Source organism: Promicromonospora sp. MEB111, from assembly GCF_030209445.1.
Classification (GTDB): domain Bacteria; phylum Actinomycetota; class Actinomycetes; order Actinomycetales; family Cellulomonadaceae; genus Promicromonospora.
Map to the genome: position 1 here is coordinate 355659 of NZ_JARVSD010000007.1, position 14647 is coordinate 370305.

Here is a 14647-nt window from a genome sequence, read left to right on the forward strand (position 1 = left end):
AACGTCACATGCTCTCGATGAGCCGCTCCACGCGGTCGTCCACGCTCTTGAACGGGTCCTTGCACAGCACGGTGCGCTGCGCCTGGTCGTTCAGCTTGAGGTGCACCCAGTCGACCGTGTAGTCGCGTCGCGCCTCCTGCGCCGCGCGCACGAAGTCGCCGCGCAGCTTGGCCCGGGTGGTCTGCGGCGGCAGCGCCGTCGACTCGAAGACCTCCAGGTCGGTGGTGACCCGCTCGACCATGCCGCGCGCCGCGAGCAGGTTGTACAGGCCCTCGGTGCGCGAGATGTCGTGGTAGGCCAGGTCGAGACGGGCGATCCGCGGGTCGTCGAGCCCCAGGTCGTGCTTCTCCTGGTAGCGCCGGATCAGCTTGAGCTTGATGACCCAGTCCAGCTCCCGGTCCACGAGCGACAGGTTCTCCGCCTGCAGCGCGCGCAGCCCGCGCTCCCACAGGTCGAGCACCTGCTTGACCACCGGGGTGACCTCGAGGTTGGCCTCCACGAGCTCACGCGCGCGCTCGTAGTACTCCGACTGGATCTCGATCGCCGTCATGGTCCGGCCGTTGGCCAGCGTCACGGCGTGCTTGCCCGTGCGGTCGTGGCTGATCTCCCGGATGGCCCGGATCGGGTTCTCCAGCGTAAGGTCCCGCATGGGGACGCCCGCCTCGACCAGGCGCAGCACCAGGTCGGTCGTGCCCACCTTCAGCATCGTGGTGGGCTCCGCCATCGACGAGTCGCCCACGATGACGTGCAGCCTGCGGTACAGCTCGGCGTCCGCGTGCGGCTCGTCGCGCGTGTTGATGATCGGGCGGGACCGGGTCGTGGCGCTGGAGACGGCCTCCCAGATGTGGTCGGCGCGCTGCGAGAGGCAGAACACTGCACCCCGAGGGGTCGAGAGCACCTTGCCCGCCCCGACCAGGATCTGCCGGGTGATGAGGAACGGCACGAGCACGTCGGACAGGCGCGAGAAGTCGCCCGACCGCCGCACCAGGTAGTTCTCGTGGCACCCGTAGGAGTTGCCCGCCGAGTCGGTGTTGTTCTTGAACAGGTGGATGCGTCCTGGCAGGTCCTCGTGCTCCAGACGCTGCTGCGCGTCGGCCACGAGGCCCTCCAGGATGCGTTCGCCGCCCCGGTCGTACGAGACGAGCTGGCGCACGTCGTCGCACTCCGCCGTCGCATACTCCGGGTGGGAGCCGACGTCGAGGTAGAGGCGGGAACCGTTCCTCAGGAACACGTTCGAGGAACGGCCCCACGCCACCACCTTCCGGAACAGGTAGCGGGCGACCTCGTCTGCCGACAGGCCACGCCCGTCGTCGGCCGCGCACGTGACCCCGTACTCGGTCTCGAGACCGAAGATCCTGCGGTCCATGGAATCCCCTCCCTGTTCGCGGAACCTGGTGCTATCGGTCGGCGCCGGGCGTGGTGCCGGAGGCGTCCGGCCCCTCGCCCGGCTTCTCCTCCGTCGGGGAGTCCTCGGTGGGCTCGTCGGCGGGTGTCTCGGGTGGAACCGTGTCCGCCGTGCCCAGGCCCGGCGTCGCCGCCCCGACCGCGACGTCACCCGCGGGCGGGAGGTCGTCGGCGGGGGTCTCGCCCGACGGCGTCGGCGCGCCCTCGGCCAGCAGGTCGGCCAGGACCTGCCGGTTCAGCCTGCGGAATGCCCGGCGCGGGCGGTCCCGCTCCAGGACCGCCACCTCGAGCTGGGCCGCCTCGATCGTGCGCGGCGTCGAGCCCTCGCCCGAACCGAGCGCCGCCACGGCGAGCCGCAGCGCCTCCCCCAGCGAGAGGTCGGCGCGCCAGCCCTCCTTGACCCGGCGGCCGAGCTGCTCGGCCTGCCCGCCCATGACGACGAAGCCGTGCTCGTCGGCCACGGTCCCGTCGTAGGTGAGCCGGTAGATCTGGTCGTCCGCGGCCTCGGCGCCCACCTCGGCGACGACGATCTCCACCTCGAGCGGCTTGGACTCGGTGATGAAGACGGTGCCGAGCGTCTGGGCGTACGCGTTCGCCAGGCCGCGCGCCGTCACGTCGGAGCGGTCGTAGGAGTACCCGCGCATGTCGGCGTACCGCACGCCGGCCACCCGCAGGTTCTCGAACTCATTGTACTTGCCGACGGCCGCGAAGGCGATGCGGTCGTAGATCTCCGAGATCTTGTGCAGCGCCCGCGAGGGGTTCTCCGTGGCGAAGGCGATCCCGCCGTCGTAGGCGAGCACCACCACGGACCGGCCGCGGGCGATGCCCTTCCGGGCGAAGTCCGCCCGGTCCTTCATCAGCTGCTCGGGCGAGACGTAGAACGGCATGTTCATGCGATCGACCCCCTCTCGCGGCGCTGTGCCACGATCTGCTCCGCCACGCGGGCGATCTCTGCGTCCTCGATGCGCTGGTAACCGTCCACGGTCACGGTGGCGACCACCGGGAAGATGCCGCGCACGGTGTCCGGCCCGCCGGTCGCCGAGTCGTCGTCCGCCGCGTCGTACAGCGCCTCGACAGCGACCTCGACCGCGGCGTCCGCGTCCATCCCCCGGCGCCACAGCTTCTTCAGCGAGCCGCGCGCGAAGAGCGAGCCGGAGCCCACGCCGTGGTGCTCGTGCTCCTCGTACCGGCCGCCGGTGGCGTCGTAGCTGAAGATCCGGCCTGTGTCCTTGTCCAGGTCGTAGCCCGCGAACAGGGGCACGACCGCCAGCCCCTGCATCGCCATGGCCAGGTTGCCGCGCAGCATCGTGGCCAGGCGGTTCGCCTTGCCCGTGAGCGACAGCAGCGAGCCCTCGATCTTCTCGTAGTGCTCAAGCTCGAGCTGGAACAGGCGGACCAGCTCCAGCCCGATGCCCGCCGAGCCGGCGATGCCGACCGCCGAGTACTCGTCGGCCGGGAACACCTTCTCGATGCTGCGGCTGGCGATCATCGGGCCGGCGGTGGCGCGCCGGTCACCGGCCAGCAGGACGCCGCCGTCGAAGGTCAGCGCCACGATCGTGGTGGCGTGGGGGGACAGGGTCGCCGGGTCGGTCATGCCCGCGGGCAGGGTCCGGTTCCCGGGCAGGCGGTCGGGGGCGTGCTCGGCCAGGAAGTCCACGAAGGACGACGATCCCGGACGCAGGAAAGCGTCCGGGAGTCGTCCTGCGGTGCGGTCTACGTTCAGGTTCACTGCCCACCCTTCTGGACGAATCCGCGCACGAACGACTCGGCGTTGGTCTCCAGCACCTCGTCGATCTCCTCGAGCAGGGCGTCGACCTCGTCGTCGTCCTTCTGCGCTGCCGCCGCGGCGGGCGCCGGCGTCCCGGCGTCGTCGTCGGGAGTGCGGTCCTCGTGCGACGGGTTGATTCTTTCCTGACCGGCCATGATCGCCTCCTGGTGATTCTCTGACGTAGTGCTGGTCTTGAAGCCTAGGCCCTGAGGCTTGGTGTTGACCCTAGGGACTGACCCTAGGCGGTGACACCGACATGGAGGGTCACCTTCGCCCGGAGAGTCCGGCGAGCAGCGCCGCCGCGTCCGGGCTCGCGTCGAGGAGCGCGCCGATGTGGCGCCGCGTCCCCCGGGTCGGGTCGAGCATCGGCACGCGCTGCAGCGCCTGGGCGCCGTCGACGTCGAAGATCACCGAGTCCCAGCTCGCGGCGGAGATCTGGCTGCCGTAGCGCGCCATCACCTCGCCCCGGAAGTAGGCCCGGGTGTCCGTCGGCGGGTGCTGGACCGCCCGCGCGACGCTCTCCTCGTCGACGATCCGGTCCACCGCGCCCTTGGCGAGCAGCCGGTGGTAGATGCCGCGCTCGGGGCGCACGTCCGACCACTGCAGGTCCATCGCGTGCAGCCGCGGGTGGTCCCAGTCCAGGTTGTCGCGCGAGCGCAGGCGCTCCAGCAGGCGCAGCTTCGCGACCCACTCCACCTCGCGCGCGCACCCGGCCAGGTCGGTGCCCAGCCGGTCGACCAGGGACGCCCAGCGGTCCAGCACGGCGTCCGACTCGGGGTCGGTGCCCAGCACCTTGAGCGAGCGCCGCACGACGTCGACCACCTCGCCCTGGATCTGGAGCGCCGTCATGGTGCGGCCGTCCGCGAGCTCGAGCGCGGCGGTCAGGTCGAGGTCCCGCGAGACCTTCTGCACGTCGCTCACGGGCGCCGCCAGCCGCAGGGCACCCAGCTCGCCGCGCGCGTCCACCCCGGCGTCGGCCAGCTCGTCCAGGTGCTCCAGCACCCACAGGACCAGCGACGTCGTACCGGTCTTGAGGTAGGTCGGCACCTCCATCAGGTTGGCGTCCCCGAGGATCAGGTGCAGGCGGCGCCACCGCTGCCGGTCGGCGTGCGGCTCGTCGCGGGTGTTGACGATCGGCCGGCGCAGCGTCGTCTCCAGGCCGATCTCGGCCTCGATGTAGTCGGCGCGCTGCGAGATCTGGAACCCGGCCGTGCCGCTCGTCGCACCCAGGCCCACCCGGCCGGAGCCGGTGAACACCTGGCGCGTGACGAGGAACGACGTGATGAGCTCGGCCAGCGTGGTGAACGGCAGCGCGCGGTCCACGAGGTAGTTCTCGTGGGTGCCGTAGCTGGCGCCCTTGCCGTCCACGTTGTTCTTGTAGAGCACCACCTCGCTGCCGGGGAAGCCGGCGAGCTCCCGCAGGGCGGCGAGCATGACCCGTTCGCCGGCGACGTCCCAGCGCACGATGTCCTCGGGCGTCATGACCTCGGGCGAGGAGTACTCGGGGTGGGCGTGGTCGACGTACAGCCGCGCGCCGTTGGTGAGGATCACGTTGGCGGCACTCGGGTCGTCGTACTCGTCGGCGGCCGGCCGCTCGACCTCCTGGGTCGAACCGGGCCGGCGCCGGCCACGGCCCGGCAGGCCGGGCTCCACGACGGGCACCTGGCCCGTGACGGGTCCGGACGGCGCGGGCCGCGCGGGGTCGTCGGTCAGCATCGACGGCTGCGCGGAGGCGCGGTCGAGGTGGAACCCGCGCGCGTCCTGCAGCGGGTCCTCGTCGTCGTAGTCCCACCGGGCCTTGCCACCCGAACCCTCGGCGCGGGTGGAGATGGCCCGGTAGGTGGTCACCACCTGGCTCGACAGCAGCATGGGGTTGGCCAGGGGCCGGCCAGGCTGCAGCACTCCGTACTCGGTCTCGATGCCCATCACACGACGCACGCTCACGTCCACCACCCTATGCCGGAGTAGTCCCGTTGGTCGGGCAGGTCCGCGCCCGGTCGACGGACGCGGACCTGCCCGGTTGTGGTCAGAGGTACTGGCCGGTGTTCTGGACGGTGTCGATGGTGCGGGGCGTGGCGCCCTCGCCCTTCTTCTGGACGATGGTGCGGATGAAGACGATGCGCTCGCCCTTCTTGCCGCTGATGCGCGCCCAGTCGTCGGGGTTGGTCGTGTTCGGGAGGTCCTCGTTCTCCTTGAACTCGTCGACGCACGCGGTCAGCAGGTGCTCCACGCGGATGCCCTTCTGGCCGGAGGCCAGGAAGTCCTTGATCGCGTTCTTCTTGGCCCGGTCCACCACGTTCTGGATCATGGCGCCCGAGTTGAAGTCCTTGAAGAAGAGGGTCTCCTTGTCCCCGGAGGCGTAGGTGACCTCGAGGAACTGGTTCTCCTCGTCCTCGGAGTACATGCGCTCCACCACCGAGGTGATCATGCCGTCCAGCGCCTCGGAGACGTTGCCGCCGTACTCCGCCAGGTCGTCCGCGTGGATCGGCAGCTCCTTGGTGAGGTACTTGCCGAAGACCTCCTTGGCGCCCTCGGCGTCGGGCCGCTCGATCTTGATCTTCACGTCGAGACGCCCCGGGCGCAGGATGGCCGGGTCGATCATGTCCTCGCGGTTGGAGGCGCCGATGACGATGACGTTGTCGAGCCGCTCCACGCCGTCGATCTCGGCGAGGAGCTGCGGCACGATGGTGGTCTCCACGTCGGAGGAGAGGCCGGTGCCGCGGGTGCGGAACAGCGACTCCATCTCGTCGAAGAAGACGACGACCGGCATGCCCTGGCTGGCCTTCTCCCGCGCCCGGGCGAAGATCAGCCGGATGTGCCGCTCGGTCTCGCCGACGTACTTGTTGAGCAGCTCCGGGCCCTTGACGTTCAGGAAGAAGCTCTTCACCTCGGGGTTGCCCCCGTTGGCGCGCGCCACCATCCCGGCCAGGGAATGGGCGACGGCCTTGGCGATGAGCGTCTTGCCGCAGCCGGGCGGGCCGTACAGGAGCACGCCCTTGGGCGGGCGCAGCCCGTGCTCCCGGAACAGGTCGGGGTGCGCGAAGGGCAGCTCCACCGCGTCCCGGATGGCCTCGATCTGCGGCCCGAGGCCGCCGATGTCCTCGTACTCGATGTCCGGGACCTCTTCGAGGACCAGCTCCTCGACCTCGGACTTGGGCACGATCTCGAACACGAAGCCGCTGCGCGTGTCGACCGTGAGGGAGTCACCGACCCGGAGCGGGGCGTCCATCACCGAGCCGGCGAGGCGCACGACGCGCTCCTCGTCGGCACGGCCCACCACGAGCACGCGGTCGCCGCCCAGCATCTCCTTGACGGTCACCAGCTCGCCGGTGCGCTCGTAGTCGCCCGCGCCGACCACGGTCATGGCCTCGTTGAGCTTGACCTCCTGGCCGGGACTCAGCCGGGTCACGTCCAGGCTGGGGCTCGCGGAGACATGCATCTTGCGACCGGCGGACGAGATGTCCACCGAGCCGTCGGCATGGGCCCCCAGGAACACGGCGTAGGTGCCCGGTGGCTTGGCCAGGTCGTCGAGCTGTTTCTTCAGCTCGACTATCTGATCACGCGCCGCACGGAGTGCTTCCGCGAGACGCTCGTTCTTTGCTGAGAGGAGGGCGATCTGGCGCTCGTAGTCGCGGCTTGGCAAAGGCTCGTGCTCGGGATGGTTGTATCCTGACGTGTTCTCGGTCATGACATCCCCTCTCGTAGTGCCCGAGAGGCGACCATATGACGCAATCGCCTCCGAGAACAGCACTCTAAGCACAGTCACTGACACACCGGGAGTGAGAACACCCGTTTGAGACGTCCGGGGTACCCGATCGTTACAGCCTGTTCACGCGGACGGGGTGTTTCCCGCCTCGGGCGCAACCCCGAGGTCACGTCGCACCTTTCGGATCTTCTTGTCCGATATGGCGCGCTCCCCCAGCTCCTCCGGCGACCACTCCGCCTCGGCCGTCACGGGGTACGCACCCTTGGCAGGACGCCGTTTCCGCTCGGGCGGGACCACTCCGTCGGCCAGCCGGCGGGTCGTGATGAGGAAGCCCGTGTGCCCGATCATCCGGTGCTCGGGACGGACCGCCAGCCCCTCCAGGTGCCACCCCCGGACCATCGTCTCGAAGGCGGCCGGCTCGGCGAACCGGCCGTCCGCGCGAAGATCTTCTGCTGTGCGCGAAAGTTGGGTCGTGGTGGCCACATAGCAGACGAGCACGCCGCCGGGCGCGAGCGCGGACGCGACGGCGTCGACGTTCTCCCACGGCGCGAGCATGTCCAGGACCACGCGGTCCACGGTGCCGGGCTCGGCCACCTCGGGCAGCACGTCGGCGAGGTCGCCCACGGACAGGTCCCACGCGGGGTGCGGCCCGCCGAAGAACGTCTCGACGTTGCCCTGCGCGATCGCGGCGAAGTCCTCGCGCCGCTCGATCGAGTGCACGTGCCCGGCGTCGCCGACGGCGCGCAGCAGGGACATGGTCAGCGCGCCCGAGCCCACGCCTGCCTCGACCACCCGGGCGCCCGGGTAGATGTCGGCCATGGCGATGATCTGCCCGGCGTCCTTCGGGTAGACGACGGCGGCGCCGCGCGGCATCGACAGCACGTAGTCGGCCAGCAGCGGGCGCAGCGCGAGGTACTCGATCTCGGCCGTGTTCACGACCACCGAGCCCTCCGGCTGCCCGATGATCTGCTCGTGCTTGAAGTAGCCCTTGTGCGTGTGGAAGGTGCCGCCCGGCTGCAGGGTGATGGTGTGCAGGCGGCCCTTGGGGTCGGTCAGCTGGACCTTGTCGCCCACTCGGAACGGGCCGCGGCGCAGCTCGGCGCCGGTGGCGGTAGGGGCATCGGTGGGTGTGGTCACAACCGACCAGTCTAGGTGCCGCGCACCGCCCGGGCGACGTCGGCGAGATCGAGCACGCCGGTGACCCGGTCCCCCTCGACCACCGGGACCAGCCGGGCGCCGCCGGACCGCGTGGCCAGGTGGTTGAGCAGGTCCGTGCCCGACGTCGCCGGGTGGACGGCGCTGCCCGGCACGAACGGGACCGCCACGGCGTCCAGCGGGGTCAGGTGGTGCGCGGAGGCCGGCACGGCGGCGACGGCGTCGTCGTCGAGCACGGCGACCGGGGCACCGCCCTGCCCCACCACGACCAGGCGGTACGACGCCGCCTCCGGGACGCCCGCGGCGACCGCCGCCGTCCGGGCGGACAGCGCCTCGGCGACCGTGGAGCCCAGCGAGACCGAGAGCGCCGGGACCGCGAGCCGGCTCGCGGACAGCGCGGCGATCGCCTCACGGCGACGGCCGTTGGTGATCGCCGCCCCCGCGCCCGCCCAGAGGAACGCGCCGATCAGCGCCGACCACAGCACGGTGGTGAGGTTGGGTGTGGTGCCCTGCGCGAACGGCACCACCAGGGCCCACAGCAGCACGCCGACGGCGACGACGCGCCCCACCCAGCCGGCCGCGATGGTGCCCGTCGAACGCTTGCCGGTGACGGCCCAGACCAGCGACTCGAGGATCTGGCCGCCGTCCAGCGGCAGGCCGGGGAGCAGGTTGAACGCGCCGACGAAGGCGTTGGAGATCGCGCCCGCGTACAGCAGGAGCGTGGGCACGTCCTGCACCGGCGCGGCGGTGTACGCGAGCCAGAAGCCGGCGGCGAGGACCAGGTTGGTGAGCGGCCCGACGACGGCCACGAGGAAGCCGTCGAGCGGCTTGCCGAGCCCACCCGTGTAGGCGGTGTGGCCGCCCCAGATCGTGACGGCGAGCTCGGTCACCTGCTGCCCGCGCGCCCTGGCCACGAGGGCGTGGGCGGTCTCGTGCAGGAACACCGAGCCGAACAGCAGCAGCACGAACACGAACGCGACGAGGTAGGCGCCCGCCCCGAGGTGCGGCGCGATCACCTGCACGTTCGGCACGAACAGGATGGTCAGGACGAGGGCCGCGAGGAACCACGACCGCGTGATGATCACGGGCGCGCCGGCGACGCGGCCGACCACGATCCCCTTCGAGCGTTCCGGGGCGGGTGGGGGCGTGGAGGCGGGCTCCGAGGTGGTCACCGGACAAACCTAACCGGCCGCCGGGCATGCGGGTGACGGCACGCTGTGGACAACTACCGGGGGATGTCAGTGCCCGCCCCTAGGGTTGGGGCATGACGACGACGGAGCTGACCGAAGAGCTGGGGCAGGGCGTGGCGACGGAGGCGGCCGACGCCGCGCCGGCCGTGCGCGCGCCCTCGCGACCGCCGGCCCTGTCCCCGTCGCGCGCCAACGACTTCATGCAGTGCCCGCTGCTGTTCCGGTTCCGCACGGTGGACCGGCTTCCCGAACCGCCGTCGGCCGCCGCGGCGCGCGGCACGCTGGTGCACGCGGTGCTGGAGCGGCTCTACGACGCCCCGCTGGGCGAGCGGACGCTGGCCGCAGCGCACGACCTGCTGCCCGGCGAGTGGGACCGGCTGCTGGAGGCGGACGAGCGGTACACCTCGCTGTTCACCGACGGGATCGGCCCGGACGGACAGGACCGCGCGGGCTGGCTCGCCGGGGCGGGCTCGCTGCTGGGCACGTACTTCACGCTGGAGAACCCGAACCGGCTGGAGCCGGCCGAGCGGGAGCTCCTGGTCGAGTCGCAGCTCGACGGCGGGCCGCTGCTGCGCGGCATCGTGGACCGGCTGGACGTGGCGCCCGACGGCGCGCTGCGGGTGGTCGACTACAAGACGGGGAAGTCGCCGCGGCCCGGCTACGAGACGTCGGCCGTCTTCCAGATGCGCTTCTACGGCCTGGTGCTGTGGCGCGAGCGCGGGGTGCTGCCCAAGATGCTGCAGCTCGTGTACCTGGGTGACGGCCAGGTCCTGCGCGGCGAGCCGACGACCGAGCACCTGGAGCACACGGAGCAGAAGATCCGCGCGATCTGGTCCGGCATCGAGGAGTCCGCGCGGACCGGCGAGTGGAAACCCCGCCGGTCCAAGCTGTGCGGCTGGTGCGCCCACCAGGCGATGTGCCCCGAGTTCGGGGGCACGCCGCCTCAGGTCCCGGAGGGCGCGGTCGCGCTGCGGCTGGGCATCACGGGCTGACCCGCCGCCGGTCGGCTCAGCCGGCCAGGTCGCCGGCGCCGAGCAGGTCGACGACCTCGCCGGACGCGATCCGGCCGAGCAGGTCGAGGTCGACCTGCTTGAGGGACGCGGCCCGGCTGAGGCCGGGACGCGGCGGCACCGGCACCTCTGCCGGCACGCCGAGGGTGCGGGCGCCCGACGCGAGCGCGGACGTGATGCCGGGGCCCGAGTCCTCGATCGCCACGCAGTCCTCGGCCCGCACGCCGAACAGGCCGGCAGCCACCAGGTACGGCTCCGGGTGCGGCTTGCCGTGCGTCACCTCGTCGCCCGTGACCAGGTGGGTGAAGGTGCCCGCGGGAGCGCCGTCGGCCACGACCTGGGCCTGGCTGCGGTAGGACATGGTGACGATGGCGCACGGCACGTCGGCGGCGCGCAGGTCCTCCAGCAGCTCCAGGACGCCCGCGCGCCACGGCACGGCCTCGCGGAGCTGCTCGTTGACCCGGGCCACGAGCCAGGTCACGATCTCGGCCGGCTCCAGCGGGACGCCGGCGTCGTGCAGCATGCCGCCCGTCGTGAGCAGCGCCTGCCCGACGGCGCCGAGCGCGTCCTCGTGCGTCCACATGGCCCCGTGCGCGACGACGATCTCGTGCTCGGCGCGCATCCAGTAGGCCTCGGAGTCGACGAGGGTGCCGTCCATGTCGAACAGGACGGCGGCGGGCAGGGCTGACGATTCGCGGGGCACCGACACATGCTAGGTGCCGACATGGAACGGCCGGTAACGGGCGTGCGACGGGCCGGATGCCGGACGATAGCGCCATGACGCACACCGCCGCCTCCGGCATCGCCGCCTTCACCTTCGAGATGGGCGTGCTCAAGCGCCTGCGCCGATCGGGCTGGTGGCAGGTCGGGGTGCGCGACCCGGAGTCGGTGGCCGAGCACAGCCTGCGCGTCGCGCAGCTCGCCGCCCTGCTGGCCGCCGAGGAGGGCGCCGACCCGGCGCGCGCCGCCTACCTCGCGCTGTGGCACGACTCGCAGGAGACCCGCATCACGGACCTGCCGCACACGGCCCGGCCGTACCTCACCAAGCCGGACAACGTCGCGGTCACGCGGGACCAGGTCGCCCGGCTGCCCGAGGCCGCGGCGGCCACCGTGCTCGGCGCGGTCACCGAGTTCGAGGCGCAGGAGACGCCGGAGGCGCGGTGCGCCCGCGACGCGGACAAGCTGGAGTGCCTCGTCCAGGCCGTCGAGTACCGGCACGGCGGCCAGGACGGCGTGCAGGAGTGGATCGACTCGTCCTACGCAGCGCTGGGCACCGACGCCGCGAAGCGGGTGGCGGACGCCGCGCTCACGCAGTCCCCGATGAGCTGGCGCGACTGAACCGGCGGGCCGGGCGGCCGCGCCGGCTCGGCTCCGGTGAGCGGGACGGCAAGCGGGACCGGTCAGTCCGCGAGCAGCTCCTCGGCCCGCTCCTCCTGGCCGGCGTCGAGGTCGGTCCGCTCGAACGCGGCCACGGCCTTGTCGAACGTGCGGTTCACCCGCGGCTCGATCTCGACGACGCTCGCCGGGGTGACGATCGCCCGCTCGTACTCCGCGATCCAGGCGTCCATGTGCGCCACGTAGGCATCGCGGGCCAGGTCGAGCCTGCTGCCGTCGGACAGCGGCACCGCCTGGGCGTCCTCCTTGGCGGACAGGACGCCGGACCGGGCCTCCTCGGCCAGGTCGGGCACGTCGGTCATGAGCGCGGCGGCGAGCTCCTCCTTCTTGTCGACGTCGGACGTGGCCTCGATCTCGCCGAACCGTCCGCTCACCTCGTCGATGTAGTCACGCATCGTGGACTCGCTGTGCTCCACGGCGTCGAGCAGCACGTCAGCGGGCTCGCTGGTGCCCTCGGCCTGGGACCAGGCGATGCCGCTTCCGGCGCCGGCGACGACGAGCGCACCGACGGCGGAGAGCAGGACCCGGTGATTTCGCAGGTTGAGCATTAGTTCATCGTCACCCGGACGTGGGGCGTTCCGCGCGCTGACGAGTGTGATCCGCGACGGAACTAACGGTCATATCATCCTATTCCGGTCACCAATTGTCGCTCGCTGTCACTCACGGGTGCGCCGCAGGTGCTCCAGCCGCTCGGCGGCCAGGGCCGCGCGGTTCATCCCGGCACGGATGTACGGCGCGTCCGTACCGGCGCTCTTCGGGTAGAAGATGCCCAGGTTGATGAGGCTGACGAATGACGCGTAGACCAGCTCGTCCTGCACCAGCCCCAGGGACAGGAGCGTGCCGATGCCGATGATCGGCGCCAGGTACACGGCCACGGTGGGCTGCCAGGCCGCGAGCCGGCCGAGCGTCGCGATCTCGCCCCGCGGCACGGACGAGAGCCCGGCCGCCCGGGCGCGCGCGTTCGTGTCCCACGCGAACCACAGGCAGGCCTGGACCACGACGGCGAACGTGACGTGACCGACGAGGGTGCCCAGCGGCCACCAGTCCCGCTGCACCAACGTGGGCAGCACCACGTAGATCACCGGCAGCACCGCCAGCGAGCGCAGGCCGACCTCCGCGGTCACCGCCCGCACGCGTGGTCCCCGGCCGGCGGGCAGGGCCCAGACGGTGCTCAGCTCGGCGAAGACGTTGAGGTACAGCCGCGCGGTGACCAGAGCGAACGTCAGCGTGACCAGGCGCACCGGCAGGTTGCCCCACGGGTCCGGGATCGGGTAGTCGTCCGCGCGGACGTCGTCCAGGAAGACCAGGCCGACCCCCGACCGGCCGAACACCTCGTCCGCCATCTCGAACCACTTGGCCTGCCAGGACAGCCCGAGGTCGCGGGACCACCACGTCACGACCAGCGCGGTGGCGGACCACACCAGCACGGCGAAGAGCCACGCCCAGCGCTGGAGCCGGCGGGCCTGCCGCAGGTGCGCCGCCCCCGTCGCGTCCCGGACCTGGCCGGTGCGCACCTGCAGCATGCGGCGCTGGCGGGCCACCGTCCCGGCCCCCGGCGAGAGGTCGCGCAGCCGCTGCCACGCGGTGCGCGGCCGCTCCCTGCCGTCCTGCTCAAGGATGGCCACCTCGTCGGCGGACACCCGGCCGATCTGCTCGAACCGAGGGCGGGCCGGGTCGACCGGCGTGACCAGCAGGCGGCGTCGCGGGTCGGCGTCCGTCAGGTCCTCCAGGAGCCGGGCCAGGCCGACCGACACCACGTAGAACTGGTCGGGCACCGTGCCGTCGGGGTTGTGCGGTATCCCGGCGATCGCGACGAGGAGCGCGCCCAGCGAGTACACGTCGGCCAGGGGGTGCCCGACGCCGTCGCGGCGCACCTCGGGCGCCGTGAACACCCCCTCACCCTGCCCCTGGCCCGTGATCGACCGGGCGTGGAGGTGGTTGACCCCCAGGTCGACGAACCGCAGCCGGATCCGTCCGGGCTGCTCGTCCTGGACGATGATGTTGGACGGTGTGAGGTCGTCGTGCCGCCGCCCGTCGCGCTCGAGATCCGCGAGCGCGCTCAGCAGCGCCCCGCCGAGGTCGCGCAGCGCCGGGGTGTCCACCGGTCGCAGGATCTCGCGCGGGGGCGGCGCCGGCTGCTCGGCGGCACGTCCGGCCAGGTACTCCCCAATCGTCCGGCCCCGCACCAGGTCCATGAGGATCCAGCTGTCGTGGCTCGCCCAGACAGGCACCGCCGGGGACGGCTCGTCGGCGTCGGGGCGGCCGTGCTCGGTCAGGTACCCGCGGGTCGCGGCCACGATCGTCGGGATGGTCAGGTACGGGTGGATGACGCACTTGAGCACGAAGGCCGCCGTCCGGCCCCGGGACGGCTGCGCGAGCCGCCCGATGAGGATGATCGACGTCGTGCCGTGCCGGAAGAACTCCAGGCTGGTGAGGTCGAGCGCCGCCCATTCCGCCAGCGCCCGTGCAGACCCGGTCGTCCCGGCGTCCGCCGCGCCGGAGCCGGAGCCCGCGCCGGAACCGGGGCCGTCCGCCCGGCCCGGGTCGTGGAGCGCGGCGAGGGCGCGCCGCACGTCGGGGTCCCCGACGAGCGCGCCGCTGACCTCGGCCGTGAGGCACCCGGCGACCGTGACGTCCCACGGGGCATCGCCGTGGAACCGCATCCGGTCCGAGCTGTGCATGGCGACGAGCGTGAGCAGGTAGTACCCCAGATAGCCGGCGGTGCGCGGCTCCACCGGTCGGGCCCGCCCCGACCACCAGGCCCACAGCAGCTCGATCTCCTGCTCGCGAGTGACCTGGAACCGGTCCGCGTACGCCCGCTCGTCGAGCGGGACGTCGAGGAGCGCGGCATGCCAGTCCTGGACGCGCCAGCCGTCCAGGCCGGTGCCGCGGCGTCCCGGCGCGCCGCCGCGCCCGGTCAGCTCGCGCACGACACCGGTCAGGTGCTCGAGGCTCCCGCGCGTCCCGTCCCCCTGCCGCCCCCTGGTCACGGTTCGCGACGATAGCGAAGTCCCGGGCC

At 72.1% G+C, this 14647-nt stretch carries 13 protein-coding genes; 2 read left to right on the forward strand and 11 right to left on the reverse strand.

Annotated elements, in window-relative coordinates:
- Nucleotides 1-4: 4 nt before the first annotated feature.
- The 8 genes from pafA to QRN56_RS08425 all read right to left on the reverse strand — a co-directional run bounded on the left by pafA (nucleotide 5) and on the right by QRN56_RS08425 (nucleotide 9205).
- Complete coding sequence (gene pafA, locus QRN56_RS08390) at nucleotides 5-1366, reverse strand: Pup--protein ligase (protein WP_285102360.1); 1362 nt, start codon at nucleotides 1364-1366, stop codon at nucleotides 5-7.
- Between the two features lie 31 nt (nucleotides 1367-1397).
- Nucleotides 1398-2297 (reverse strand): proteasome subunit alpha, encoded by a 900-nt coding sequence (prcA, locus tag QRN56_RS08395; protein ID WP_285102362.1) that lies wholly within the window; start codon nucleotides 2295-2297, stop codon nucleotides 1398-1400.
- Nucleotides 2294-3133, reverse strand: coding sequence for a proteasome subunit beta (gene prcB, locus QRN56_RS08400; protein WP_285102364.1), 840 nt, complete (start codon nucleotides 3131-3133; stop codon nucleotides 2294-2296). Before prcB ends, prcA begins: the two co-directional genes overlap by 4 nt.
- Nucleotides 3130-3327 (reverse strand): ubiquitin-like protein Pup, encoded by a 198-nt coding sequence (locus tag QRN56_RS08405; protein WP_285102365.1) that lies wholly within the window; start codon nucleotides 3325-3327, stop codon nucleotides 3130-3132. The genes prcB and QRN56_RS08405 overlap by 4 nt, the downstream gene beginning before the upstream one ends.
- Before the next feature lie 109 nt (nucleotides 3328-3436).
- A complete protein-coding gene (gene dop, locus QRN56_RS08410) occupies nucleotides 3437-5098 on the reverse strand; it encodes a depupylase/deamidase Dop (protein ID WP_285102486.1) in 1662 nt (553 codons plus the stop codon).
- A 100-nt stretch (nucleotides 5099-5198) separates the two neighbouring features.
- Nucleotides 5199-6860 (reverse strand): proteasome ATPase, encoded by a 1662-nt coding sequence (arc, locus tag QRN56_RS08415; RefSeq protein WP_285102366.1) that lies wholly within the window; start codon nucleotides 6858-6860, stop codon nucleotides 5199-5201.
- 141 nt (nucleotides 6861-7001) lie between these two features.
- Entirely contained in the window at nucleotides 7002-8015 is a 1014-nt protein-coding gene (locus QRN56_RS08420; protein ID WP_285102367.1) for a tRNA (adenine-N1)-methyltransferase, read from the reverse strand.
- 11 nt (nucleotides 8016-8026) lie between these two features.
- Nucleotides 8027-9205: a site-2 protease family protein gene (locus tag QRN56_RS08425; RefSeq protein WP_285102368.1), complete on the reverse strand. Its 1179-nt coding sequence runs from the start codon at nucleotides 9203-9205 to the stop codon at nucleotides 8027-8029.
- A 92-nt stretch (nucleotides 9206-9297) separates the two neighbouring features.
- Between QRN56_RS08425 and QRN56_RS08430 the strand changes: the two genes are divergently transcribed.
- Nucleotides 9298-10215: a RecB family exonuclease gene (locus QRN56_RS08430; RefSeq protein ID WP_285102369.1), complete on the forward strand. Its 918-nt coding sequence runs from the start codon at nucleotides 9298-9300 to the stop codon at nucleotides 10213-10215.
- Nucleotides 10216-10231: 16 nt separating this feature from the next.
- Here QRN56_RS08430 and QRN56_RS08435 read toward each other — a convergent pair whose 3' ends face one another.
- Entirely contained in the window at nucleotides 10232-10936 is a 705-nt protein-coding gene (locus QRN56_RS08435; protein WP_285102370.1) for an HAD family hydrolase, read from the reverse strand.
- 74 nt (nucleotides 10937-11010) lie between these two features.
- On the opposite strand from QRN56_RS08435, the gene QRN56_RS08440 reads away from it, so the two are divergent.
- A complete protein-coding gene (locus tag QRN56_RS08440; RefSeq protein ID WP_285102371.1) occupies nucleotides 11011-11571 on the forward strand; it encodes an HD domain-containing protein in 561 nt (186 codons plus the stop codon).
- Nucleotides 11572-11633: 62 nt separating this feature from the next.
- Here the strand turns inward: QRN56_RS08440 and QRN56_RS08445 are convergent, their stop codons facing one another.
- Both QRN56_RS08445 and QRN56_RS08450 read right to left on the reverse strand, forming a co-directional pair.
- Nucleotides 11634-12176 (reverse strand): hypothetical protein, encoded by a 543-nt coding sequence (locus tag QRN56_RS08445; RefSeq protein ID WP_285102372.1) that lies wholly within the window; start codon nucleotides 12174-12176, stop codon nucleotides 11634-11636.
- A 108-nt stretch (nucleotides 12177-12284) separates the two neighbouring features.
- Nucleotides 12285-14618: a protein kinase family protein gene (locus QRN56_RS08450; RefSeq protein ID WP_285102373.1), complete on the reverse strand. Its 2334-nt coding sequence runs from the start codon at nucleotides 14616-14618 to the stop codon at nucleotides 12285-12287.
- Nucleotides 14619-14647: the final 29 nt, after the last annotated feature.

Bases quoted from the DNA above. Each gene is read 5' to 3' on its own strand.
- QRN56_RS08445 (WP_285102372.1), bottom strand. From the start codon at position 12,176: ATGCTCAACCTGCGAAATCACCGGGTCCTGCTCTCCGCCGTCGGTGCG.
- QRN56_RS08430 (WP_285102369.1), top strand. From the start codon at position 9,298: ATGACGACGACGGAGCTGACCGAAGAGCTGGGGCAGGGCGTGGCGACG.
- dop (WP_285102486.1), bottom strand. From the start codon at position 5,098: ATGGGCATCGAGACCGAGTACGGAGTGCTGCAGCCTGGCCGGCCCCTG.
- QRN56_RS08405 (WP_285102365.1), bottom strand. From the start codon at position 3,327: ATGGCCGGTCAGGAAAGAATCAACCCGTCGCACGAGGACCGCACTCCC.
- QRN56_RS08440 (WP_285102371.1), top strand. From the start codon at position 11,011: ATGACGCACACCGCCGCCTCCGGCATCGCCGCCTTCACCTTCGAGATG.
- pafA (WP_285102360.1), bottom strand. From the start codon at position 1,366: ATGGACCGCAGGATCTTCGGTCTCGAGACCGAGTACGGGGTCACGTGC.
- prcA (WP_285102362.1), bottom strand. From the start codon at position 2,297: ATGAACATGCCGTTCTACGTCTCGCCCGAGCAGCTGATGAAGGACCGG.
- arc (WP_285102366.1), bottom strand. From the start codon at position 6,860: ATGACCGAGAACACGTCAGGATACAACCATCCCGAGCACGAGCCTTTG.